General features: G+C 67.6%; 25 protein-coding genes. 8 read left to right on the forward strand and 17 right to left on the reverse strand.

Translation table 11 applies throughout. The annotated features are described in order from the left end of the window. The first annotated feature begins 100 nt into the window (after nucleotides 1–100). On the forward strand, nucleotides 101–274 hold the full coding sequence (locus tag LKD76_RS25520; RefSeq protein ID WP_227983957.1) for a hypothetical protein: 174 nt from the start codon (nucleotides 101–103) through the stop codon (nucleotides 272–274). An 11-nt stretch (nucleotides 275–285) separates the two neighbouring features. On the opposite strand, the gene LKD76_RS25525 is transcribed toward LKD76_RS25520, so the two are convergent. Beyond that, the gene (locus LKD76_RS25525; RefSeq protein WP_227983958.1) at nucleotides 286–999 is read right to left on the reverse strand and encodes a VIT1/CCC1 transporter family protein; all 714 of its coding nucleotides are present in this window, start codon (nucleotides 997–999) and stop codon (nucleotides 286–288) included. A 402-nt stretch (nucleotides 1,000–1,401) separates the two neighbouring features. Here LKD76_RS25525 and LKD76_RS25530 point away from each other — a divergent pair, with 402 nt between their 5' ends. Then, nucleotides 1,402–1,779 (forward strand): hypothetical protein, encoded by a 378-nt coding sequence (locus tag LKD76_RS25530; RefSeq protein ID WP_227983959.1) that lies wholly within the window; start codon nucleotides 1,402–1,404, stop codon nucleotides 1,777–1,779. On the opposite strand, the gene LKD76_RS25535 is transcribed toward LKD76_RS25530, so the two are convergent. The 3 genes from LKD76_RS25535 to LKD76_RS25545 are packed head-to-tail and all read right to left on the reverse strand — an operon-like array spanning nucleotide 1,764 to nucleotide 3,299. Next, nucleotides 1,764–2,090, reverse strand: coding sequence for an Ada metal-binding domain-containing protein (locus tag LKD76_RS25535; RefSeq protein ID WP_227983960.1), 327 nt, complete (start codon nucleotides 2,088–2,090; stop codon nucleotides 1,764–1,766). The genes LKD76_RS25530 and LKD76_RS25535 overlap by 16 nt on opposite strands. A gap of 5 nt (nucleotides 2,091–2,095) precedes the next feature. Then, nucleotides 2,096–2,824, reverse strand: coding sequence for a 2OG-Fe(II) oxygenase (locus LKD76_RS25540; protein ID WP_227983961.1), 729 nt, complete (start codon nucleotides 2,822–2,824; stop codon nucleotides 2,096–2,098). Next, nucleotides 2,814–3,299: a methylated-DNA--[protein]-cysteine S-methyltransferase gene (locus LKD76_RS25545; RefSeq protein WP_227983962.1), complete on the reverse strand. Its 486-nt coding sequence runs from the start codon at nucleotides 3,297–3,299 to the stop codon at nucleotides 2,814–2,816. The genes LKD76_RS25540 and LKD76_RS25545 overlap by 11 nt, the downstream gene beginning before the upstream one ends. A 140-nt stretch (nucleotides 3,300–3,439) precedes the next feature. Here LKD76_RS25545 and LKD76_RS25550 point away from each other — a divergent pair, with 140 nt between their 5' ends. Further along, nucleotides 3,440–3,862, forward strand: coding sequence for a PPOX class F420-dependent oxidoreductase (locus LKD76_RS25550; protein WP_227983963.1), 423 nt, complete (start codon nucleotides 3,440–3,442; stop codon nucleotides 3,860–3,862). 29 nt (nucleotides 3,863–3,891) lie between these two features. On the opposite strand, the gene LKD76_RS25555 is transcribed toward LKD76_RS25550, so the two are convergent. Continuing rightward, a complete protein-coding gene (locus LKD76_RS25555) occupies nucleotides 3,892–5,364 on the reverse strand; it encodes a flavin-containing monooxygenase (protein ID WP_227983964.1) in 1,473 nt (490 codons plus the stop codon). Between the two features lie 9 nt (nucleotides 5,365–5,373). On the opposite strand from LKD76_RS25555, the gene LKD76_RS25560 reads away from it, so the two are divergent. Next, nucleotides 5,374–6,444, forward strand: coding sequence for an AraC family transcriptional regulator (locus LKD76_RS25560; RefSeq protein ID WP_227983965.1), 1,071 nt, complete (start codon nucleotides 5,374–5,376; stop codon nucleotides 6,442–6,444). On the opposite strand, the gene LKD76_RS25565 is transcribed toward LKD76_RS25560, so the two are convergent. Continuing rightward, nucleotides 6,445–6,930: a nuclear transport factor 2 family protein gene (locus LKD76_RS25565; RefSeq protein WP_227983966.1), complete on the reverse strand. Its 486-nt coding sequence runs from the start codon at nucleotides 6,928–6,930 to the stop codon at nucleotides 6,445–6,447. It lies immediately after the preceding gene. 96 nt (nucleotides 6,931–7,026) lie between these two features. Next, nucleotides 7,027–7,797, reverse strand: a complete 771-nt coding sequence (locus LKD76_RS25570) for an SDR family NAD(P)-dependent oxidoreductase (RefSeq protein WP_227983967.1) — start codon at nucleotides 7,795–7,797, stop codon at nucleotides 7,027–7,029. Nucleotides 7,798–7,909: 112 nt separating this feature from the next. Here LKD76_RS25570 and LKD76_RS25575 point away from each other — a divergent pair, with 112 nt between their 5' ends. Further along, a complete protein-coding gene (locus LKD76_RS25575; protein ID WP_227983968.1) occupies nucleotides 7,910–8,560 on the forward strand; it encodes a TetR/AcrR family transcriptional regulator in 651 nt (216 codons plus the stop codon). A gap of 24 nt (nucleotides 8,561–8,584) precedes the next feature. Continuing rightward, the gene (locus LKD76_RS25580) at nucleotides 8,585–8,848 is read left to right on the forward strand and encodes a hypothetical protein (RefSeq protein WP_227983969.1); all 264 of its coding nucleotides are present in this window, start codon (nucleotides 8,585–8,587) and stop codon (nucleotides 8,846–8,848) included. A 12-nt stretch (nucleotides 8,849–8,860) separates the two neighbouring features. On the opposite strand, the gene LKD76_RS25585 is transcribed toward LKD76_RS25580, so the two are convergent. The 3 genes from LKD76_RS25585 to LKD76_RS25595 all read right to left on the reverse strand — a co-directional run bounded on the left by LKD76_RS25585 (nucleotide 8,861) and on the right by LKD76_RS25595 (nucleotide 12,896). Further along, nucleotides 8,861–11,431: an ATP-dependent Clp protease ATP-binding subunit gene (locus LKD76_RS25585; RefSeq protein ID WP_305082770.1), complete on the reverse strand. Its 2,571-nt coding sequence runs from the start codon at nucleotides 11,429–11,431 to the stop codon at nucleotides 8,861–8,863. Nucleotides 11,432–11,674: 243 nt separating this feature from the next. After that, nucleotides 11,675–12,514: a membrane protein insertase YidC gene (yidC, locus tag LKD76_RS25590; RefSeq protein WP_227983970.1), complete on the reverse strand. Its 840-nt coding sequence runs from the start codon at nucleotides 12,512–12,514 to the stop codon at nucleotides 11,675–11,677. A gap of 85 nt (nucleotides 12,515–12,599) precedes the next feature. Next, nucleotides 12,600–12,896, reverse strand: coding sequence for a DUF6412 domain-containing protein (locus LKD76_RS25595; protein WP_227983971.1), 297 nt, complete (start codon nucleotides 12,894–12,896; stop codon nucleotides 12,600–12,602). Between the two features lie 133 nt (nucleotides 12,897–13,029). Here LKD76_RS25595 and LKD76_RS25600 point away from each other — a divergent pair, with 133 nt between their 5' ends. Together LKD76_RS25600 and LKD76_RS25605 are read left to right on the forward strand one after the other, a co-directional pair. Next, complete coding sequence (locus LKD76_RS25600) at nucleotides 13,030–14,106, forward strand: NAD(P)H-dependent amine dehydrogenase family protein (protein ID WP_227983972.1); 1,077 nt, start codon at nucleotides 13,030–13,032, stop codon at nucleotides 14,104–14,106. A gap of 58 nt (nucleotides 14,107–14,164) precedes the next feature. After that, nucleotides 14,165–14,644 (forward strand): carboxymuconolactone decarboxylase family protein, encoded by a 480-nt coding sequence (locus LKD76_RS25605; RefSeq protein ID WP_227983973.1) that lies wholly within the window; start codon nucleotides 14,165–14,167, stop codon nucleotides 14,642–14,644. 6 nt (nucleotides 14,645–14,650) lie between these two features. On the opposite strand, the gene LKD76_RS25610 is transcribed toward LKD76_RS25605, so the two are convergent. From LKD76_RS25610 to LKD76_RS25640, 7 genes are read right to left on the reverse strand one after another with little or no spacing between them, the layout of a single operon-like run. Further along, a complete protein-coding gene (locus tag LKD76_RS25610; protein ID WP_227983974.1) occupies nucleotides 14,651–15,295 on the reverse strand; it encodes a hypothetical protein in 645 nt (214 codons plus the stop codon). 22 nt (nucleotides 15,296–15,317) lie between these two features. Continuing rightward, entirely contained in the window at nucleotides 15,318–16,274 is a 957-nt protein-coding gene (locus tag LKD76_RS25615) for an MlaD family protein (protein ID WP_227983975.1), read from the reverse strand. After that, entirely contained in the window at nucleotides 16,271–17,323 is a 1,053-nt protein-coding gene (locus tag LKD76_RS25620) for an MlaD family protein (RefSeq protein ID WP_227983976.1), read from the reverse strand. Before LKD76_RS25620 ends, LKD76_RS25615 begins: the two co-directional genes overlap by 4 nt. Then, nucleotides 17,320–18,405 carry an MlaD family protein gene (locus tag LKD76_RS25625; protein ID WP_227983977.1) on the reverse strand — a complete coding sequence of 362 codons (1,086 nt, stop codon included), beginning with the start codon at nucleotides 18,403–18,405 and terminating at the stop codon, nucleotides 17,320–17,322. The genes LKD76_RS25620 and LKD76_RS25625 overlap by 4 nt, the downstream gene beginning before the upstream one ends. Continuing rightward, nucleotides 18,405–19,436: an MCE family protein gene (locus tag LKD76_RS25630; protein ID WP_227983978.1), complete on the reverse strand. Its 1,032-nt coding sequence runs from the start codon at nucleotides 19,434–19,436 to the stop codon at nucleotides 18,405–18,407. Before LKD76_RS25630 ends, LKD76_RS25625 begins: the two co-directional genes overlap by 1 nt. After that, complete coding sequence (locus tag LKD76_RS25635; RefSeq protein ID WP_227983979.1) at nucleotides 19,424–20,422, reverse strand: MlaD family protein; 999 nt, start codon at nucleotides 20,420–20,422, stop codon at nucleotides 19,424–19,426. Before LKD76_RS25635 ends, LKD76_RS25630 begins: the two co-directional genes overlap by 13 nt. Next, entirely contained in the window at nucleotides 20,419–21,444 is a 1,026-nt protein-coding gene (locus tag LKD76_RS25640) for an MlaD family protein (protein ID WP_227983980.1), read from the reverse strand. The genes LKD76_RS25635 and LKD76_RS25640 overlap by 4 nt, the downstream gene beginning before the upstream one ends. Nucleotide 21,445: the final 1 nt, after the last annotated feature.

Raw genomic sequence — 21,445 nt, forward strand, 5'->3', positions numbered from 1 at the left:
TGTAAGCGACTGCATCCCCGAGCATTTCGATATGGTTTCGAACGCGTCAGAGCGGCAGAACACATTGCCAGAAAATAGCCGCGGGTGCACACTAGGAGATATGACCGCTTCACCCCGCGCTGCTCACCCCACGGCACACGAAACCGTGGCGCTGATCGACGCAACCCATCCCGTTGTGCACGTCGAGTTCCGGATCGGTGATCCGCACCGGCAGGCCAAGATGCGGGCGGTCATGGACCGCCTGCGCGTGGGAAACCGGTTCGGAAACCGCTGAATTCACCGCCGCTAGATCGCCATACCCACCAGATGGCCGACCAGATAGGTCGTCGCCATCGCGACCGCACCGCCCGCCAGCACTCGAATCGCCGCACGCCGTACCGGCGCCTGGCCGAGGCGTGCGCCGACGGCGCCGGTCGCGGCCAGGGCCAGCAGCACCGCCGTCGCGGTGACCGGAACCCGGATGGCCGCCGGCACCAGCATCGCCAGTAGCGGCAGTAGCGCACCGGCGGTGAACGACAGGGCCGACGACAGGGCGGCATGCCACGGGTTGGTCAATTCCGTCGGATCGATACCCAATTCGGCTTCGGCGTGCGCGGCGAACGCGTCCTTGGCCGTCAACTCCCGGGCCACTCGTGCCGCGGTGGCGGGTGACAGCCCCTTCGCCTCGTAGATGGCGGCCAGCTCGGCGAGTTCACCGTCGGGATCGGTGGCCAATTCCCGTCTTTCCGCCGCCAGCACCGCGCGCTCACTGTCGCGCTGTGTACTGACCGACACATATTCACCCAGTGCCATCGATACCGCCCCCGCCGCCAAACCCGCGACACCCGCGGTCATGATGGCCGGCGTCGAGGTGGTGGCCGCCGCCACGCCGATGACAATCCCTGCCACGGAGACGATTCCGTCATTGGCGCCCAGCACCCCCGCGCGCAGCCAATTCAACCGCACGGACAAACCGGCCCCATGGCTTTCCGTACGGACCGCACTCTCGATTGTCACCATATCCGCTCGCACTCGATAAAAATAACTCTGTCCCGCAATTCCGGCCAGCAAAGAAAGCCTTCCCGAATTTAGGTAATCCATTGCACAGGAAGGTTTTCCAAACCTCATCTCCACAAACGCGCACGCCGATGATCTATTCCCGGAGAACCACCGAAAATCGTTCGGCAACAGCGCTTTCGCGACCGGTGCCGACCGCGCCCCGAGCCGACGGCGGCAGCTTCCGGGGCCGCGCGGCGGCCGGCGCCGGGCGACGCGGCCGAGCGGGACATCCGGCGGCGCCGCCGGATTCGCCGGTCCCGTGGCGAAAATCACCCGATACCGAGACGCACGCGAGGATTGTGGCGTGGCGGGCGGGTGTGGTGCTTACAATCTGCGGGACCAACTGGAAAGGGATTCCGCACAATGGACGCGGTCGTCACGGAAGTTGCGGTCGAAGGTAAGCGGCTCATCGATGAGGTGTGGCTGGGGCGGATCAGTCGTGAGCAGGCAGTACATCGGTTCGTTCAGGTCGGCGACGGGATGGTCGCGTTCGAGACCGCCGCCGATATCGTCGACGACGGGCTGGCCTGGCTCGATTCCCACGCCTCGCGGCTGCGACTACTGGCCTGGTGCTCGTGGCTGGAACTGCCGGTGTTCGGTGGCCTGGCGATGCTCGGGGCGGTGACCGGCGATTACCTGTCCACGGGGTTCTCGCTGGTGCTGCTGGGGGTGCTGCAGTTGGTGCACCGCCATATCGGACCGCCGCGGCCCCCGATCGCGCGCCGTCAGCACAGCCACTGATCCGACACCGCTGACACCGTGTCCGGCGTGGCCCGAACGGTTTTCCACCGCCGATACGCCTCCGGCAGACAACGCGCGCACGGGCGGTAACCGGCGGCAACCGCGGTCGCCTCGTCCGCGAAGAAGACGCGGTGGGCGGCATAGTTCCCACGCCGCAGCGCCCGCAGCGCCGCCGGGCAGTCCAGCCGGCCGTAGATCCGCTGGCGGCGGTGGCCGCCCAGGGCGCCGGCGACCGCACTGCGGTAGGGCACCGCGTCCGGTCCGAGCAACAGATACCGGCCGGGATCAGGCGGATCCGGTTGTCCGGCCATCGCTGTCACGCCTCGTGGAAGACCAGGCCGAGGGTGCGGCGACGCCCGGAGCGCACCACGCTGACCCCGTGCCGCATCGGTGCGGCCGACCAGCCGCGGGCCGAGGGCACCGGGCGATCGCGGGTGGTGAAGATCAGCCCGTGTCCCCGCGGCACGGTGATCGAGGTTCCGCGCGATTGCGCGCGGGGGCGCTGTTCGACCAGCAGGAATTCGCCGCCGGTGTAATCGGTTTCGGGCGTATCCAGCCCGATCACGACCTGCAGCGGAAAGATCATGTCACCGAAGAGATCGCGATGCAGCGCATTCCAATCCCCCGGTCCGTAGCGCAACAGGATCTGCGACGACCGGGTCTGTCCGGCGCGATGACAGATCGCGATCCAGTCCTCGAGCCGATCGGGCCAGGAGCCGGGGCGGGCCAGCCGATCCGCCCAGACGCGCGCCACGGCGAGCAGATTCGGATAGAGCGCGGCGCGCAGCCCGGTCACGATCGGTGGCAGGTCATGGGTGAAGTACCGGTATTCACCCGCCCCGAACCGATGCCGCGCCATCTCGACGGTCGACCGGAAATGTCGCTCCTCGTCGTAGAGCTCGGCGAGGAGGCGGCATTCGGCGGGGGTCAGCAGCGCACCGGTCAGCGCACAGCCGTGCGCATCGAGTTCGGCCGCCAGCGCCGGCCAGTCCTGTCCGGCCACTCGCTCGTCGACCCTCGTCGGCACGGCCGCCTCAGGCGGCATGTTCGAGCTCCAGCAGCTGACGCTTGCGCTCGAGCCCGCCGGCGTATCCGGTGAGCCGGCCGTCGGCGCCGATGACCCGATGACAGGGCCGCACGATCAGCACCGGATTCGCGCCGATCGCGGCACCGACGGCGCGCAGTGCGGCACGCGGGGCACCGATACGCGCGCCGATCTCGCCGTAGGACACCGTCCGGCCGTAGGGGATGTCGTCGAGCGCCTGCCAGACCCGGCGGCGGAATTCGCTGCCCTCGACCGCGCAGTCGAGGTCGAACCGGGTGCGCCGCCCCGCGAAGTAGTCGCCCAGCTGCTCGATCGCCGCCGCGAAAGCCTCGTGGCTCTCGATCCATTCCGGCTGTACCGCAACCGTTTTCCCGCCCGCGATCGAGACCGACCGCAATGCGGTACCGGTCGGCCGCACCTCGCCGACGAGCATCAGCTCGCCGAGTGGACTCGCCGTCATCGTATAGACCGTCATCGCTGCTCCCATCGTCGTTCGATCCGTACGCTCCCCAATCTGCCGCAGCCGGTTGTCCGATACCGGCGGAAATCAGACATCGCATCCCGGCCTTCGCCGCGGCCGGGAATGAATCAGCTCACCAGGGCGTCCGACCCTGCATGCAACTTCCCGATTCCGCCCGCGAGTTCATCGGCGCCGGCGCGAACGCCACCCTGGTCACCCTCAACGCAGACGGTAGTCCGCAGATCTCCGTCGTCTGGGTGGCATTGCGGTCCACCCCCGAGGGTGACGAGCTGGTCAGCGCGCACCTGGGCGAGTATCTGAAGGTGCGCAATGTGCGCCGCGACCCACGGGTTGCGCTGACCATCGTGTCCGACGAACCGAGTGAGTTCATGCGGCCGTATCTGTCGGTCACCGGAACCGGGCGCATCGTCGAGGGCGGAGCGCCGGAACTGTTGCGCGAACTGGCCGCCACGCTGGCCCGGCCCGGCCTCGGCTTCCCGCCCGCGGACGCCCCGCCGGGAGTGCTGACCCGGATCCGGATCGACAAGATCGGCGGAATCGGACCCTGGGCGTCCTGATTCGGGCCCAGTGCACTGCGGGGCGGCGGTCAGGCGTTCGACAGCACCGACGTCCGCCGGACCGGCCGCAGCGTCTTGTCCAGATTCGTCCGCATGGTCGTGGCCGAATCCAGCAGATAGTTCTGCCGCACCTTCCACGGATGCCGATCGCCCTGGCGCGGGAAATCCCCGATGGACCGCTGGATATACCCGGACGCGAGGTCGAGCAGCGGATGTTCGACGAGGTCACCCTGCGGCTGCGGCACCACCGCGTCGTGCCCGCGGCGATTCATGTGCGCGATCACCTTGCACACCAGCCGTGAGGTCAGATCGGCGCGCAACGTCCACGACGCGTTGGTGTAGCCGATGCAGACGGCGAAGTTCGGAACGCCGGTGAGCATGGTGCCCTGCCAGACGAAGCGGTCGGACAGATTCACCGGCTCACCGTCGACCTCCAGCGAGATACCGCCGAAGGCAAGCAGTTTCAGACCGGTGGCGGAGACCACGATATCGGCCGGCAACACCGTTCCCGACCGCAACCGGATCCCCTCCGGAACGAAGGTATCGATGTGGTCGGTGACCACCTCGGCCTTCCCCTTGCGCATCGCCTTGAAGAAGTCGGCGTCGGGCACCGCGCACAGTCGCTGATCCCAGGGGTTGTATTCCGGGGTGAAGTGTTCGGCGACCAGTTTCTCGTCCTTGAGGATCCGCGTCGTCAGCCCGGTGAGCAATTTGCGCGCGGCCTGCGGCCGCCGGCGGCAGTACTGGTAGAAGCCGACATTGAACAGGATGTTCTTGGTGCGGATCACTCGGTGCGCCAAGGCCGGTGGGAGGAGTTCGCGAATCTTGTCGGCCTGTTTGTCGCGTCCGGGCACCGCGGAGATCCACGTCGGAGAGCGCTGGAGCATCGTGACGAGTTCGGCCTGTTCGGCCATCGCCGGGACCAAGGTCACCGCGGTGGCCCCGCTGCCGATGACCACGACCTTCTTACCGGCGTAGTCGAGGTCCTCCGGCCAGAACTGCGGATGCACCATGGTCCCGGAAAACGTTTCCACACCGGGGAATTCGGGCGAATGCCCCTGATCGTAGTCGTAGTACCCGGAGCACGAGTACAGGAAGCGGCAGCGCAGCGTGCGGGTCTCACCGCCCTGGCTCAGCGTCAGCGTCCAGCGCGCCTGGTCGCTCGACCATTGCGCCGCGACGACTTTGGTGCCGAAGCGGATGTTCTCGTCGATGCCGTAGCGACGCGCGGTCTCCGTGATGTATCGCAGGATCGAGGGTCCGTCGGCGATCGACTTGGCGTCGCGCCACGGTTCGAACGGATAGCCGAGGGTGAACATGTCCGAATCCGACCGGATACCCGGGTACCGGAACAGGTCCCAGGTGCCACCCAGCGCCTCGCGCGCCTCGATGATCGCGTAGGACGTGCCCGGCAGCTCGGTCTGGACCCGGTAACCGGCGCCGATTCCGGACAGACCCGCGCCCACGATGACGACATCGACATATTCACCAGCTGCGGTCATGGTTCCAGTGTGCTGGCAACTTCCCCGGCACTCTTGACTTTGCGCGACAACTATTTGATTCTGAACGACATGTCGGTGATCCGGTCGGCCGGCCTGCGCGGTTTTCGCGCGACGGTGGCGGAATTGGGCGGAAACGCGGAGGAGTACGCCGCGGCCGCCGGACTCCCGATCGCGGCGTTGGACGCCGACGACCTGCTGGTTTCCGATCAGGCCATGGCATTGGTCCTCGAAATCGCCGCAGACCGTCTACGCTGCCCCGATCTGGGCCTGCGTATCGCGAGGCGCCAGGATCTGGGCATGCTGGGGCCGCTGGCACTGGCCATCCGCAGTTCGCCGACGCTGGCCGACGCGCTCGAATGCACCTCGCGCTATCTGTTCGTCCACGCCCGCTCACTGCGGCTGAGTATCGAACCCGACCCCTACGACGACCGCGCGGTGACCGCCTTGAACTACGGGGTGCGACCGGGGCTGCCGACGCTGGTCCAGGGCACCGATCTCGGCCTGGGATTCCTGCATCGCACGCTGATCCGGCTGATCGACGGCCCGTACGGGCTGCGCTCGGTAGAACTCCCCTATCGGCCGCCGGCGTCGCGCACCGCGTACGAGGAGTTCTTCGGCGCGCCGGTGCGCTTCGAACGGCCCGCGGCGATGTTGCGCGTGCCGAGCAGCCTCGCCGACCGGGCCGTCGCGGGCGGCGACGAGAACCTGCGGCGGCTGGCGGTGGCATTCCTGGCCGAACAGGCCGGTGACGCCGGTGCGGAAACGGTGCCGCGGGTGCGGGCCGCGGTGCAGCACCTGCTCGGCACGGCCGCGCCCGAGATCGGCTCGGTGGCGCGGCTACTGACGATGCATCCACGCACCCTGCAGCGGCGGCTGGCGGCCGAGCACACCAGCTTCGCCGCCATCGTCGAGGATGTGCGGCGCAGTGAGGCCCGGCGCTATCTGACCACCACCGATCTGCCGATGAGCCAGATCGCGTCCATGCTCGGCCTGTCCGAACAGGCCACGCTCACCCGCTGCGCCCGGCGCTGGTGGAACTCCACCCCCACAGCGGTGCGCCGCGGCCACGCGCGGCACTGATCAGTGATGCGTGAGGTTCGGATCCCAGCGGCTGGAGGTGAGAGTGAAGCCCTGGATCGACGACAACGGGATCATCGCCTCGTAGTTGCGCTGATAGCCGGTGCTCGCGATGCGCCAGCGGCCGTCGGCTTCGCGGCGATAGGTATCGCGATAGTAGGCGGCGCCACGAATCATGAGGCCGTGGTCGGGGATGATGACCGTATCCTCCAGGCACCAACTGCCCGAGGCGGTATCGCCGTCGACCCGGATCTCGGGGTGACTACAGACGTGCGAGGTGATCATGGTGCCGCTCATCGCGCCGCTCAGATAGCCGACGATGGCCTCGCGGCTGTCGAACTGCAGCGGCTTACCACCCGACGGGGAGCCATAGTCGGCGACCGCGTCGGCGGTGAGCGTATCGGCGAACTCGTCCCACTCCCGCATATCCAGTGTGCGCAGATAGCGGTACTTCAACGCACGAATCTCCTCCAACGCAACGAGATCCATCGCGGTCACCTCCTGATTTCGACCCCGCCAGCACAATAGAACACGTTTCTATCGCGGTCCCGGCTTTCACCGTTCACCGGGACCACAGGGCCGATATCAGGCGTGGGTTCCGCCGTCGATACGTACCTCGGTGCCGGTGATGAAGGCGCCGTCGTCGGAGGCCAGCATCGCCACCACACCGGCGACGGTGTCGGGCGAGGCGAAACCCTGACCCAGCAGCGGCATCAGCTTCATGAGCAGGCCGTAATCCGCGTCCTCGGGCAGGCCCGGACCGCGGCCGTCGGTCATATCGCTGGAGATGGAACCGGGCGCCACCGCGACCGCGCGCAGCCCCTGCTTGGAGTATTCCGAGGCCAGCGCATGCGTCATCGACATGATCCCGCCCTTGGACGCGGCATACGCGGCCATGTACGGGTGCGCGAAGTAGGTCGAGGTGGAAGCGAAGTTCACGATGACGCCGCGACCGCTCTCGAGCAGCGCCGGCAGCGATTCGCGAATCATCAGGAAGGTGCCGGTGAGGTTGGTGGTGATGATGCGGTTCCAGTCCGCCAGCGGCATCTCGTGGGTGTGCGCCGAGCGCAGGATTCCGGCGGCATTGATCAGCGCGTCCAGTCCGCCCAGGGTCTGCAGGGCGGTCCCCACCCCGGCACGCACCGAGTCCTCGTCGGAAATATCGATCACGGCGGTGGTGAGCCGGTCGGCATGCCCCTGGTCCGCGGCCTGCTTCGCGGTCTCCGCGAGACCGGCCTCACTGACGTCGGCACCCACCACGGTGCCGCCCTCGGACAGGATGCGGTGCACGGTCGCACGGCCGATACCGGATCCGGCACCGGTGATCAGAACACGACGGTCAGCGAAACGCTCCATTGCGAAACTCTCCTCGACTGGGATTTCTTGATTCGATTGACACGATACGCCAACTTGGCACGTCGTGCCATAGTGACAAAACGCGCATACAATAGGCGGCAGGAGGTGACAGATGACCGATTCGAAGGCCGTCCGCACCGGGACCGAGACGCCACCGCGCCCGAACCTGGCGCAGCGGCGCAAGACCGCGACCCGGATGGAGATCGCGCATACCGCGGCCCGGATGTTCGCCGAGCGTGGCACCGCGGCGGTCACCGCCGAGCAGATCGCCGCCGAATCCGGTGTCGGTCTGCGCACCTTCTATCGCTACTGCCGTACCAAAGAGGATGCCGTGGAACCGATGCTGTCGGCGGGTGCGTCTCGCTGGCTGGACATCCTCGCCACCGGACCGCATCGATTGCCTACGATCGCGGAGTTCGAAGCCGCCGCGGTCCGGGCGCTGACCGTGGTCGATCACGACGAACTCGACGTCACCCGCGGCCTGCTGCGCGCGATGGCCGACGATCCGGCGCTGCGCGCGGTCTGGTTCCGGGTCAATCTCACCGGTGAGCACGCACTGCTGGAACTGCTCACCGAATGGTCGCCGGAAACCGCGCCGCTGCGCCTGCGCACGCTGGCCGCGGCGGCCGCGGGCGCGATTCGCGTCGGCCTGGAACAATGGGCCGCGGACGATCGCACCGGTCCCCCGAGTGGATCCACCCCGGCGGATCTGGTGGTCGGATGTATGCGCGAGCTCACCGCGGGGGTGCTCGCCACCCGGTAGACGGACTCGACAACGGGGGTACCGATGAGCACCGCGCGCTGGAATGTGTTGATAGAGGAGCAGATCGGCTCCAAGGAATACCGGCAGTGGGAGTTGACCTCGATCGCCGCCGCGGGCGCCGACCGGAGCTCCGCCGAGGACTTGTCGCGGACCTACCGGCCGCGCCATCCGATGAGCCCACGCGACCGCACTCGCTACCGCACCGCCGACGGCTGGGTGGTCGTCGTCGACGGCGCGATGAGCGAGTTCCGGTACCGCCTGACGGTCGCCGAACGCATGCCGGACTGAGCGCCGGCTGCCTCAGCTCTTCCCGGATTTCGCCGCACCGGACTTCTTCGCGGATTTGGCGGCGGCCTTGCCGTTCGACGCCGCGGCGCCACCGGCCTTCTCAGCCTTGGGTTTCCGGCCGTCGACGGAGGTGTCGACCGAGCGTTCGGCGCCGGATCCGGCCACCGCGGAGACCAGCAGACCGGAGTCGTCGGCGTCGACGCGCACCGTGTCGCCGGGGTTCACCTCATCGCCGAGCACCAGCCGCGACACCTGGTTCTCCAACTGCTTCTGCACCGTGCGACGCAGCGGGCGCGCACCGAACTCCGGTTGATAGCCGTTGTCGGACAACCAATCCCGGGCGGCATCGGTGACGTCGAGATCGATGTCCTGTGCGCGCAGACGGCGGCGCGGACCGTCGAGCACCAGATCCACGATGCGGCGCAACTGCTCCTTGTCGAGCCGATGGAAGACGATGGTCTCGTCGATGCGGTTGAGGAACTCGGGGCGGAAATGCTGTTGCAGCCGCTCCATCAACCTCGGCGTGAGCGAATCCAGATCCGTCGATCCGGCGTTCAGGATCAGATCCGAACCGATATTGCTGGTCATGATCACGATGGTGTTCTTGAAGTCGACGGTGCGGCCCTTGGCATCGGTGACGCGGCCGTCGTCGAGCAATTGCAGCAGCACGTTGAACACGTCCGGGTGCGCCTTCTCCACCTCGTCGAACAGGATCACCGAATACGGTTGCCGACGTACCTTGTCCGTGAGCTGCGCGGCATCGTCGTATCCCACATATCCGGGCGGGGCGCCGACGAGGCGGGAGACGGTGTGCTTCTCCTGGAATTCACTCATATCGAATCGGATCAGGCGATCCTCGTCGCCGAATACCGCCTCCGCCAACGCTTTCGCCAGCTCGGTCTTGCCGACGCCGGTCGGGCCGAGGAACAGGAACGACCCGATCGGGCGGCCCGGGTCCTTCATCCCGGCACGCGCGCGGCGCACGGCCTCGGCGACGGCCACGATCGCCTCGTCCTGTCCGATCACCCGCGCGTGCAGCACATCCTCGAGTTGCAGCAGGCGCTGCCGCTCCTCGACGGTCAACTCCGACACCGGAATACCGGTCTGTTTGGACACCACCTCGGCGATATCGTCGAGGGTGACGTGGGGGGCGTCGTCAGCGGTGATGTGCCCGACGCGCTCCTCGGCGGCGGCGATCTCGGCCTTCAGGTCGTCGGCGCGCCCGTATTCCTCCGCCGCGACCGCGGCGTCCTTCTCCCGCTCGAGCCGTGACAATTCCTCCTGTGCCGCACGCAGATCCGGGCCGGGCATCCGAGTGCGCAGGCGAACCCGCGCACCGGCCTGATCGACGAGGTCGATCGCCTTGTCGGGCATGAACCGATCGGTGATGTAGCGATCGGAGAGCTCGGCCGCGGCGACCAGCGCCTCGTCGTCGTAGTGCACCTGGTGATGCTCTTCGTAGACATCGGTGAGGCCGCGCAGGATTTCGATGGTGTCGGCCACCGAGGGCTCCGGCACCAGCACCGGTTGGAAGCGGCGCTCGAGGGCGGCGTCCTTCTCGATGTATTTGCGGTACTCGTCGATCGTGGTGGCGCCGATGGCATGCAGTTCGCCACGCGCCAGAGCCGGTTTGAGCAGATTGCCGGCGTCCATCGAACCCTCACCGCCGGTGCCGGCGCCGACGATGGTGTGCAGTTCGTCGATGAACAGCACCAGTTCGTCGGAGTGTTCGCGGACCTCGTCGAGGATCTTGGTGAGCCGCTCCTCGAATTCACCGCGGTACTTGCTACCGGCCACCAGCGATCCCACATCCAGCGCGACCACCCGTCGATCGGTCAGGGTGCTGGGCACATCGCCGTTGACGATGCGCTGCGCCAGCCCCTCCACGATCGCCGTTTTACCGACACCGGGATCGCCGATCAGCACCGGATTGTTCTTGCGCCGCCGCGACAGTATCTCCACGGTCTGCTCGATCTCCTCGGCCCGGCCGACCACCGGATCGACCCTTCCCGCTCGTGCCTCGGCGGTCAGATCGCGACCGTACTCGTCGAGTGTCGGAGTATCGCTGGGCGGTCTCTGCCCCTCGGCGACCGGCAGTTTGGCCCCCGACAGTGCCTGGGCGGCAGGACTTTCCGAGTTCTCGGCGATGCCGAGCAGAATATGTTCGGGCCCGATGTAGCTGGATCCGGCCTCGGCGGCACTTCGCTGAGCGTTGCGTAACGCCAGTTTGGCCCCCGGCCCCAGCACGACCTGATCACCCGCGGTCGCGGTGCCCTCACCGCTACCGACGGCACTGCGCATCTGCGCGGCGACCTTGTCCGGATCCACACCGAGCTGGGTGATGACGCCGCGCGAGGGCTCGACCTGGGTGGCGGCGTAGAGCAGGTGTTCGGCGGTGACTTCCGGATTGCCCCATTCCTGTGCCGCCGAACGCGCGGTGGCGATCAACTGTTTGGCGTTGTCGCTGAGCAGCCGGCCCAGATCGATGCGCTGCACCGGCGGTTGCGCGGCCATCCCGGGTCCGAAGAACCGGTTGAACAGATCATCGAAGGAATTGAACGAACTGGGCCAGGCAGCGGTCATGTCCACACCTCGTCATCTCTCGGAATTCGCCGTCGCAATGACTGGCGAACGGACAGCTATGTCACAGATCGCCGGAAAATCCTCAGGAACACTCCGAAAATATCGGGTCCCACCGTACTCCGATGACCACGATCCGGGGCCGGCACCGGCGCATCCGTTACTTTCCAGCGATCGCCGCCGGTCTGGATCGACGGCGCCGCGAAACCCGGCCGCCGGATCTGCCGCGCGGCGGGGACGCCGCACCTAGATCGGCGGAAGTACCGGGGACGCAACCGTTCCCACCGGCCCCAGCCGCCGGTGCACCACGTACTGCTGTACGAAGGTCCAGGTATTGCTGGTGGCGAAGTACACCAGAATTCCGATCGGCATCACCAGCCCCGCGACCAGGGTGCCGAGCGGGAACAACCACAACGTCATCGCGTTGAGGAGCCGAGTCTGCGCCGTGGTGTCGGCCTGGCGGGCGATCGACGCGCGGGCGGTGCAGTGGGTGGCGATCGCCGCGATCAGCATCAGCGGCACCGCGACCACCGCCACCGCGGCTGTCGACCCGGGCGAGGCGGCCAGGGTCGCCGACAGCGGTGCGGTGAACACCTCGGCGTGCAGGAACGACTGCACCAGATCCGAGGAGAACACGTAGTTGCCGGTGGCCGCGTTCTGTTCCGGCGTCATCGCCGCCGGACCTCCGAGAAACGGCACATGCGAGACCGCACCGGTACGGTCGAACGAGCGCAGCACGTGGTAGAGCCCGAGGAACATCAGGGTCTGCGCGAGTACCGGCAGACAACCGCTGAGCACACTGAAATTGTGCTGCTGCTGCAGTTTCCGGGTTTCCGCGGCGAGGCGTTCGCGATCGTCGCCGCATTCGTCACGCAGCCTGCGGATCTCGGGCTGCAGCACGGCCATGGTGCGGGAGAAGCGAACCTGAGCCAGAAAGGGCCGGTACAACGCCAGCCGCAAGGTCGCGACCAGCATGACGATGGCCAGCGTCCAGGACCAACCGCTCGCGGAACCGAATACCGCGGCGAAACCGGAATGCCAGAGCCAGAGCACGGCGGAGACCGGGTAGTACACGAAATCGAGCATGGGAGATCACCTCACTGCGAGGCACCCGTGCGGAGACGGGCGAGTGAACAGGGCAGCCGAACCGCCGAACGCGTGCGAAACGCGTTCAGCCCGGCAGTCCCGGCGCCCTGGGCCGTGGCCGGCCCGCCGCATCCGGATTGCTCTGTCGCAGAAATGATCCCCGTCGACGCTGCTGTGCCGACACCGGCGGTCCGCTGCGAACCGCGATGGGCAGCAATCGCATCCGGCCCGAGTACGCGGCCACGACGGCCAGCGCGAAGACGGCCGCGGCACCGACCGCGAGCAGCGAATTGGGTTCGCCCGCAGGCACAACCGTGACGGCGACCACGGACAGCACCAGTGCGCACAGCACCAGTCCCATCGCACGAATCCGCGTCACCATGACGATCAGCGTACCGAATCGATACCGCTGGTCGTGTGTCCGCGCGTCGTGTCCACCGGGTCGCGCCGAATCCCCCACGGGCAAACCTCCTATAACGCCCACAGCGAACCAAGCGCTTGCTAGCCTCTGTGAGATGATCTCGACGATCGTCTGGGGCACCGGCAATGTCGGCCGGGCCGCCATCCGCGCGGTACACGCACATCCCGGACTGACGCTGGCCGGCGTACTGGTTCACAACCCGGACAAGGTCGGCCGCGATGCGGGCTCCCTGGCCGGCCTCGATCACGATCTGGGGGTCGCGGCGACCGCCGATATCGACGAGTTACTGCGCACCGAGCCGCAGGCCGTGGTCTACGCGGCTTCCGGCGATATCCGGCCCGATGACGCCCTGGGCGATATCGTCACCGCGATCCGCGCCGGAGCCGTCGTCGTGACGCCCGCGCTCTACGCGCTCTACGACCCGCGCAACGCCCCCGCGGAACTCCGCGATCCGGTGACGGCCGCGATCGCCGAGGGCGGCGGCTCGCTGTTCGTCTCCGGTATCGATCCGGGATGGGGAAACGATGTGCTGCCACTGCTGCTCAGCGGCCTCGGCGGCACCGTCGAGTCGATCCGGTGCCAGGAGATCTTCGACTACTCCACCTATGACCAGCCCGATTCGGTCCGCTATCTGGTCGGCATGGGGCAGCCGATGGACTATGTGCCGCCGATGACCGCGCCCGGAGTTCCCACCATGGTGTGGGGCGGCCAACTGCGGTTACTGGCGCGTGGACTCGGCGTGGAACTCGACGACATCCGGGAGACCTTGGACCGCCGGGCGCTGGACACCACGGTCACCACCGCCTCGATGGGGGAATTCGAAGCCGGAACCCAGGGTGCGGTGCGCTTCGAGGTCCAGGGCATCGTGGGCGGCGAACCCCGTCTGGTCATCGAGCACATCACCAGGATCCATGCCGACTGCGCGCCGGATTGGCCGCTGCCGCCGGACGGCGCGGGCGCGCATCGGGTCGTCATCGAGGGCGACCCACACCTCGAGGTGACCGTGGAAGCCGAGACCGAGGGCGGTAATCGCGCCGCGGGCGGCAACGCCACCGCAGTGTCCCGGCTGGTGAACGCCATCGAATGGCTCGTCGCCGCCGACCCCGGACTCTACGACGCGCTCGATGTCCCGCTGACTCCCGCGGCCGGCAGGTTCGGTACCGACACGTGACGAGCACACCCGGGATGAGCGGTCATGCTGGAGCTCATCCCCAGAAAGGACACCGCACATGAATATCGACATCCCCGAGGGCAAGGATCCGATCTCCTACGTGTGGGGTGAGATGGTGCCCGGCATCGGAATCGCCGCCTCGAAGTTCTCCCTCGCCGTGTATTCGGACACCACCCTCGGGCTCCGCGAGTTCGAGGCGGCCCGGCTGCGCATCGCCCAGATCAACGGCTGCCTGTTCTGTCAGGACTACCGCACCGACCGCGACGGGCAGAAGGTGGAGATCGGATTCGATCAGGCGGTGACCGAGTGGCGCACCACCGACGCGTTCGACGACCGGACCCGGCTGGCGGCCGAATACGCCGAGCGCTACGCCGTCGATCACCACAACCTGGACGAGGCGTTCTGGGACCGCATGACCGCGCACTACAGCCAGGCCGAAATCGTCGAGCTGAGTATGTGCATCGGATCCTGGCTGGCGTTCGGCCGCCTCAACCACGTGCTGGGGCTGGATACGGTCTGCGTACTGCCGGGCCACTAGAGCCGGCTACTGCTTCGGCAGCGCCCCGGCCATCCCGCCCACATCGGTCACCTTCCAGCCGCTGCCCGGATCCACGTCGACGGTGTAGGTGACCGTGGTCCGAGCACCTTGCGGGTTCTGGGCACTGGTGGAGTTGACGTCGAGGAAGACGTCCACCTTGTAGACCCCGTTGTCGGTGCTCATCAGCTTCGCCGTGATCGGGGTCGCCGAGGAGGTCCACTTCAGCGGCACCAGGATCTCCTGCAACTTCGGCGCGGTGGCGTCGAACTTGTTGCCCAGCTGCGGCGCGGTGTTCGCCTTCAACTTGCCCACCCAGGCATCGACGTCCTTGTAGTCGATATTCGAGGCGCCGACCGCGTAGTCGGTGGCGACCTGCTCGGCGTGCTGCTGCGCCGCCGCCCGCTCGTCGCGGTCGCTCAGGTCGCCGCGTGCGGACAACCACAGCGAGGCGAAGACCACGGCCAGCGCGATCAGCGCGACCCCGGCGACCGCGCCGACCACGGTGGACAGCCGAATCGACAGCGTGCGAGGGGCTTTCGCCACCTCGGCCGTTCCCGGTTCGGGTGCTGCGACGGTGGTGTCGGCGCGCGGGGAGGACGCGGCCTCCGCGTCGACTGCCCGCTTCGGTTCGGTGCCGGTGTCGTTCGACATGGCGTCCTCCTTCTCGGTCGTCCTACTTGACATTGATTCGCACCCGCACGGTTCCGTCGGCGCCGACATCCTCGAGCGCCTGTGCGATCAAACTGGAGATATCCAGCTGCGGCGCCGCGGTGGCGGCCGCGTCGCCCAGCGGCGCCAGTGCCGGGGTGAGCGATGTCAGCTCCGGCCCCAGCGCGGCCAGCCGGTCGGTCAGCTTCGCCAGGAACGGCGCCACACCGTCTCCGCTGGTGTAGCTTTCGGCCGGGCGGGCATCGACCATCCGGCCCACGGCGGCGACCAGATCGTTGAGCGCGTGGGTGAAGCGCACGAATTCCGGTGCGGCCGCGCTGGTCGCGGGCCCGGCCCAGTCGATGTCGGCGGCCGCTGCCTGAAAGCTGTTGAGCAGATCCGCGATGCGCGGGCTGCGGCTCATGATCGCCGCGGCCAGCAGATCCGCGGATCGGGTGAGGTTCGGGATGGCGGCGTCGGTTCCGTTCAGCGCGGTGCCGGCCGTGGCGACCAGCGAGCCCACCACAGCTGGATCGAGCTGGTTCATGGTGGTGGTTACCAGCCGCGCGACATCGGGAATCGACAGTGGCATACGCACTTTCGCGGTCTCCAGGCGCTGCCCGTCACGCAGGTAGGGACCGTTGCCGGTGGTCGGGCGGAATTCGACGTAGGGTTCGCCCAGAGCCGACAGATGTTCGATGGTCACCGAGCTGTCGGTGGGTACCCGCTTGTCGGCGGCCAGCCGCATTCCCACCTCGACCCCGGCGGCGGTGTGCCGCACGGCAGTCACCCGGCCTACCTCGAGACCGGTGAGCAGGACCGGTGAGCCGACACCCAGTCCCCCGGAATCGGTCAGCACCATGGTGGTCCGGGTGTAGTCGGCGAACGGATCGGCCCGCACCACACCGAAGGTCAGATAGCTCGCACCCGCGACGGTGATCGCGACGATGCCGCCGAGCGAGGTCAGTGCCCCCCATTTCATCGCACGACTCCGATCATCCGCAGGGTCGCCAGAATTCGATCGGTCTGCTGCTCGGCCGGCATATCGGGAGCGGCATCCGAGTGCACGCCCACGATATTCACCTTCGCTCCGTGTTCGGCGAAGGGAATCACCTTGTCCCGCAGCAGTTCCACCAGCGCGGCGAGATTCGATGGGCGGCTCAGGTCGACCGGACCGGCCGACAGCAACAGCGGCGAGAATGCCTGGACCGCGCCGTCGGCGCCACGGAGCACCGGGCCAAGCCAGGTCAGTGCGGAGCCGACGGGTCCGAGACCGCCGAAGATCTTCGTCACGCCGATGACGGAATCGGTGATCCCGTCCATCCGATCGACCGACGTCGGGCTGAGAATGTCGTCGAGCTCGGGCTGAATATCGTGCAGCACCTGGGCATTGGCGCCCAGACCGTGGAGCAGGGCGTCGACCCGATCCAGATTGTTCGCCAGGTCCGCGGCGTCGGCCGCCATGGTCTGCGAGATGCGGGCGGTCTGCGCCGGATCCCGCGGCAGCGTGTGATTGATCCGCGCGATCACGTCCTGCAGCTGCGTGACCGCACCGCCTTGGGTGAACGCGGCGACCAGCGCCATCGTATCCTCCAGCTGCACAGGAGGTTTCGATTGCGCGACCGGGATCGTGGAGCCGTCGTGCAGCAGGGCGCCGAATCCGTTCGGCGGAGTGGTCAGCGCGACGTGGATATCGCCCAGCACGGTGTTCTGCCGCAGTTCGGCGACCGTGGAGGTCGGCAATTTCACCGACTTCGAGATCTCGGCGTCGACCACGACGTACCCGGCGCGGTCACCGGCCGGATTCACCACCTTCACCCCGGATACCGTGCCCACCTGGGCGCCGTTGGCCATGATCTTGGCGCGCGCCGGCAGATTCAGCACATTCGAGAACTCGATGCGCACGTGGTAGGCCGGGCCGGAAACGGTCGTGCCGGGCACCGGCACCGCGGACGGATCGAACGCGCATCCGGCGGCCGACAGCGCCACCACACCGACCGCGAGTCCCGCGGCAATACGCCGAATTCTCATCGCGCACCTGCCAATCCGAATACCAGGGCCGCCAGGTCCACCCGCGCCAGACCGGCGGCGGGGGTGCAGCGGCCGGGGGTGAGCGCGTCGATCGCGGCGCACACCTGGTCGGCGTGTTCCTGCGCAATCGCCACCTTCGGTGGCGCGTAGCCGATCCCGGATGCCCCGACCGTGTGCACGGCTTGGGCGAGAACCGGTGTCAGCGAGACCATCTGGGCGAGCGAGCCCACATTCGCCCGCAGGAATTTCACCAGCGGCACCGTATCGTCGAGAGCGCGCATGATCGGATCGCCGAACAGCGTGGTGATGTCGTTGAGCATCGGCAGCACGCGACCGAGGCCGTCGAACAGGGCCGCGCCCGGTTGCAGCAAATCCTCGGTGGCCTGGCTCAGCACCGGCCCCAAGCGGGTCAGCATGGTCTTCAGTTCGCCCCAGTGCGCTTCGACATCCTTGGAGACCGAGGCGAAGGCATCGAAAATCCCTGCCAGATGGGCGATATCGGCATCCGGTGCGGACATGGCGGCACTGAGCTTCTGTATCAGCGCGTTGATCTGCGGACCGGTTCCGGCGGTGGCGTTGTCGAGCGAGGTCAGCCCGCGGGCCAGTGCGTCGGGATGGGTGGCGTCGGGCCCCCGGATCTGCGCCGACAGCTGAGCGAGCGCGTCGAGCGTCTCGGTGATGCTCTTGGGCGTCATGGTTTTGGTGAGACAGCGGGTGTGATCCCACCGGGCGGTGTCCTGACCGCCGGAGACCACGGCGAGCTCACGCGCGGCGACGATACTGTCCGACAGCGTCGTCGCGCCCGCGTCGGCGAGCACCGGATGATCGGCGTCGACGGCGAATTCCACCTTCACCGCATCGCCGTGGGGCGCGATGGAGGTCACCGTACCCACGGTGACGCCGCGCATGGTCACCTGATTACCGGGATAGAGCCCGACGCTGTCGGGCATGATCGCGCAGTATGCGGTGGTGGCCTTCATCGGCTGGAAGGCGACGAGATAGCCGACCACCGCGACCACGACCACGGCCACCGCGCCGGCGATCGACATGAAGGCCCGCAAGCCGAGTACCTTGTGCACCATCAGCAGTCCTTCCCCGGCACCGGAATACACAGCCGCGCGGCGGGCGCGCTGACGGTCTGCCCCGAGTGATCCACCGTGACCGCACCGTCGGTTCCGCTGAGCTGAGCGAACTTCGACTGCAGACTCCGCACCGAACCGATGACCGGTTCGAGTTGCCCGCCGACCTTCTCGAGTTGCGGCAGCGCGTCGCTCAACTGCTGCAGCTTCGGTTTCAGCGCCGAGTCGTAGGCCGGCGCCAGCGCGGCGACCCGCTCGATGACCGCGCGCAGCAACCGCACGCCCTCGCGCAGTTCGGCGCGCTTGTCGACCAGCAGGGTCTCCATCTGGTTGACATTGACCATCAACCGGCCCAGATCGTGTTTGGCGCCGTCGTACATGGTGACGTATTCGTCGGCGACGGCGATCGCGTTCGTCACCTGGGTGCGCTGCCGGTTCAACGCGTCGACGTAGGTGCCGAGCGTGTCCACGGTGGTGCGCAGCGCATCGGGCGCGGCATCGATCGAGGTGTCCAGCGCCGCCAGAGTGCGGCGCAGGGTGTCACCGTCGATCCGGTTCAGCGGTTGCGCCGCGTCCTGGAAGGTCTGCACCAGGCTGTAGGGCAGATGCACTCGATCCACCGGAATCGGCTTGTCACCCAACGGGGTACGACCCGAGGGGAACAGCGCGACATAGTTTCCGCCGACGATGGTGAGCATCCGGATGTCCAGGGACGACCGGTCGCCGACGAAGACCTTCGAGTCGACGGTGAATCGCATTCGCACCCGATCCGGACGCAGCTCCAGCGAATCGACCTTCCCGACCGGGATTCCGGCCACCCGGATGTCGTCGCCGACCTTCACCGACTGCGCTTCGGCCAACTCGGCGGTGTAGGTCTGCTTCCCGAACGGCACCACGTACAGAATCCCGGCGGCGGCCGCGCAGATCACCACCAGTGCCACGCCGACCATGCCCAGGCGGATCTCGCGGCCTCGCTTACCGGCCTCGTCGGCGACCCGGCGATCCCGGCCGCGGAGCGGAGTCAGCCGTTGCATACCGACACCTGCGCTCCGGCGACCATGATCCGCAGCACCTGCGGCAGCTCGGCATTTCCCTTGGAACACTGCGGTTTCCAGCCCGCCACCGACGCCGGGGTGGCCGCGTCCAGACCGCCCAGCAGTGCGGGCAGCTTCTCGAAGACGTCCACGGCCTGTTTCGGATCCGGGAACAGCCGCCGGATGAGGGCGTCGACATCGGTGCCCGATTGCAGGCCGAGCGCGTCGAACAGGCTGTCCAGCGGTCCGAGTACCGACGGCGCCGCCATGGCGAACTGCGCGAGCCCGCCGATATTGGTCTGCAGTGCCTGGAAGATATCGGTGAGCCGGGCCAGCAACGGGACCAGATAATGCACCCGGCCGCCGACCCGGTCCGACAGGTCGGACATGTTGTGGATGAGGGTGCCGATCACCTGCTGGCGATTGTCCACATAGGACGCCAGCCGGCCGATCGCGGCCATCACGGGTTCGACCTGGGTGCCGTCCCCCTCGATCAGCGCCACCATACTGGCGCTGAACTGGTTGATCTCCTCCGGAGAGATGGTGGCCAGCACCGGTTTCAGGCCGTTGAACATGCTCGTCACATCGAACGAGGGCAGGGTGTGGTCGATGCCGACGGTGCGCCCGCCCGGCAGCCGCGTCCCGGGTTTCGGGTCCTGCTGCAGATCGATGTAGCGCTGGCCGGTGAGGTTCTGATAGCGGATGGCGAGATGGGAGTTGTCGTAGATCGGCGCATCCGTCTTCAGTGACAGCCGGACTCGCGCCAGGGCGCCGTCGAGGGAAATGCCCTCGACCTTGCCGACCTGGACGCCGAACTGGCGCACATCGTCGCCCACTTTGAGCCCGTTGGCGTCGGTGAACAGCGCCTGGTGCGCTCGCGTATCGCCGGAGACCGGCCGTTCGATGGCGGTGAACACCACCGACAGCACGACGACCATCACTACCGCGAACAGTGCCAGCCGCCACGCGGCGGCGCCCACCTTCATCGGATTCCTCCTAGCAGCGGGGCCAGTACGGGCACCCCGCGCACATCGATTTCGGCGTTCAGCACCGGGCCGTCCGGGGTGTCGTGCACACCGGCACGCAACCGGCGCAGCAACTCGGTCAGGTCGGCGCCGGACTGCTGCGGATACGGCACCATCCGGGCCAGCACCGCCAGCAGCGGAGCCACAGCATCGGTGCTGCCGGAGAATTCACTGCCGGCCCGGGTGCCGAATGCCGCCAGCGCGGGGAGCACCGAATCGGTGAGCGCGGACGTGCCGGCGTCGTAGGCGCCCCGGTTGTCCTGCAGCCGCGGGATATTGCGGATCAGGTCGAGCACCTGGATGGTCGCCCCCGCGAAGCGGCCGCCGCCGTCGAAGGCCGGTCCCAGCCGTCCCACCAATTCGGAGCTGGGCATCTTCTGGTTGTCGGTGATGGTCTGCGCCACCGAGATCAGGGCCTGCACCAGTGGCGTGAAGGCTCCGACATCGGTGCAGACCTGGGAGATCACGGTCGCCATCTGCGGGGTGAGCAGGGCATTGCCGGTCTGCGACAACCCGCGCAGCAGCCCGCCCATGGTCGCGTCGTAGACCGCGGCGGCATGCCGTCCGGTCAGGTCGATGGTGCTGCCGGCGCGCAGTGGCGCGCCGCCGGAACCGGGACGCAGCTCGATCTCGCTGATGCCGAACAGATTCGCCGGGGCGTAGTCCACCCGCAGGCTGTCGTCGATGCCGTGCAGCTGGGATCGGTCCAGCCGCAAGGTGATGCGCTGGGTTCCGCCGTCGGCGGGCGCGATCTCGTCGACCTTGCCGACGTGCACGCCGTCTACCCGGACCGGGGTTCCGGTCAGTACGCCGTCGCCGATCCGTTCGGTGTGCAGCGCGATGTGCAGGCTGTCGTCGACGCGCAGCCCGCGATACAGCATCGAGGCGATCACCACGGCGGCGACCATCGCGAGCGAGACCCCGCCGACCAGCAGTGAACGCCGCTTGTCCACCGCCACTCCGGGCATTCCGTACTTCGGCACT

It is taken from the genome of Nocardia spumae (assembly GCF_020733635.1).
GTDB classification, from domain to species: Bacteria; Actinomycetota; Actinomycetes; order Mycobacteriales; family Mycobacteriaceae; genus Nocardia; species Nocardia spumae.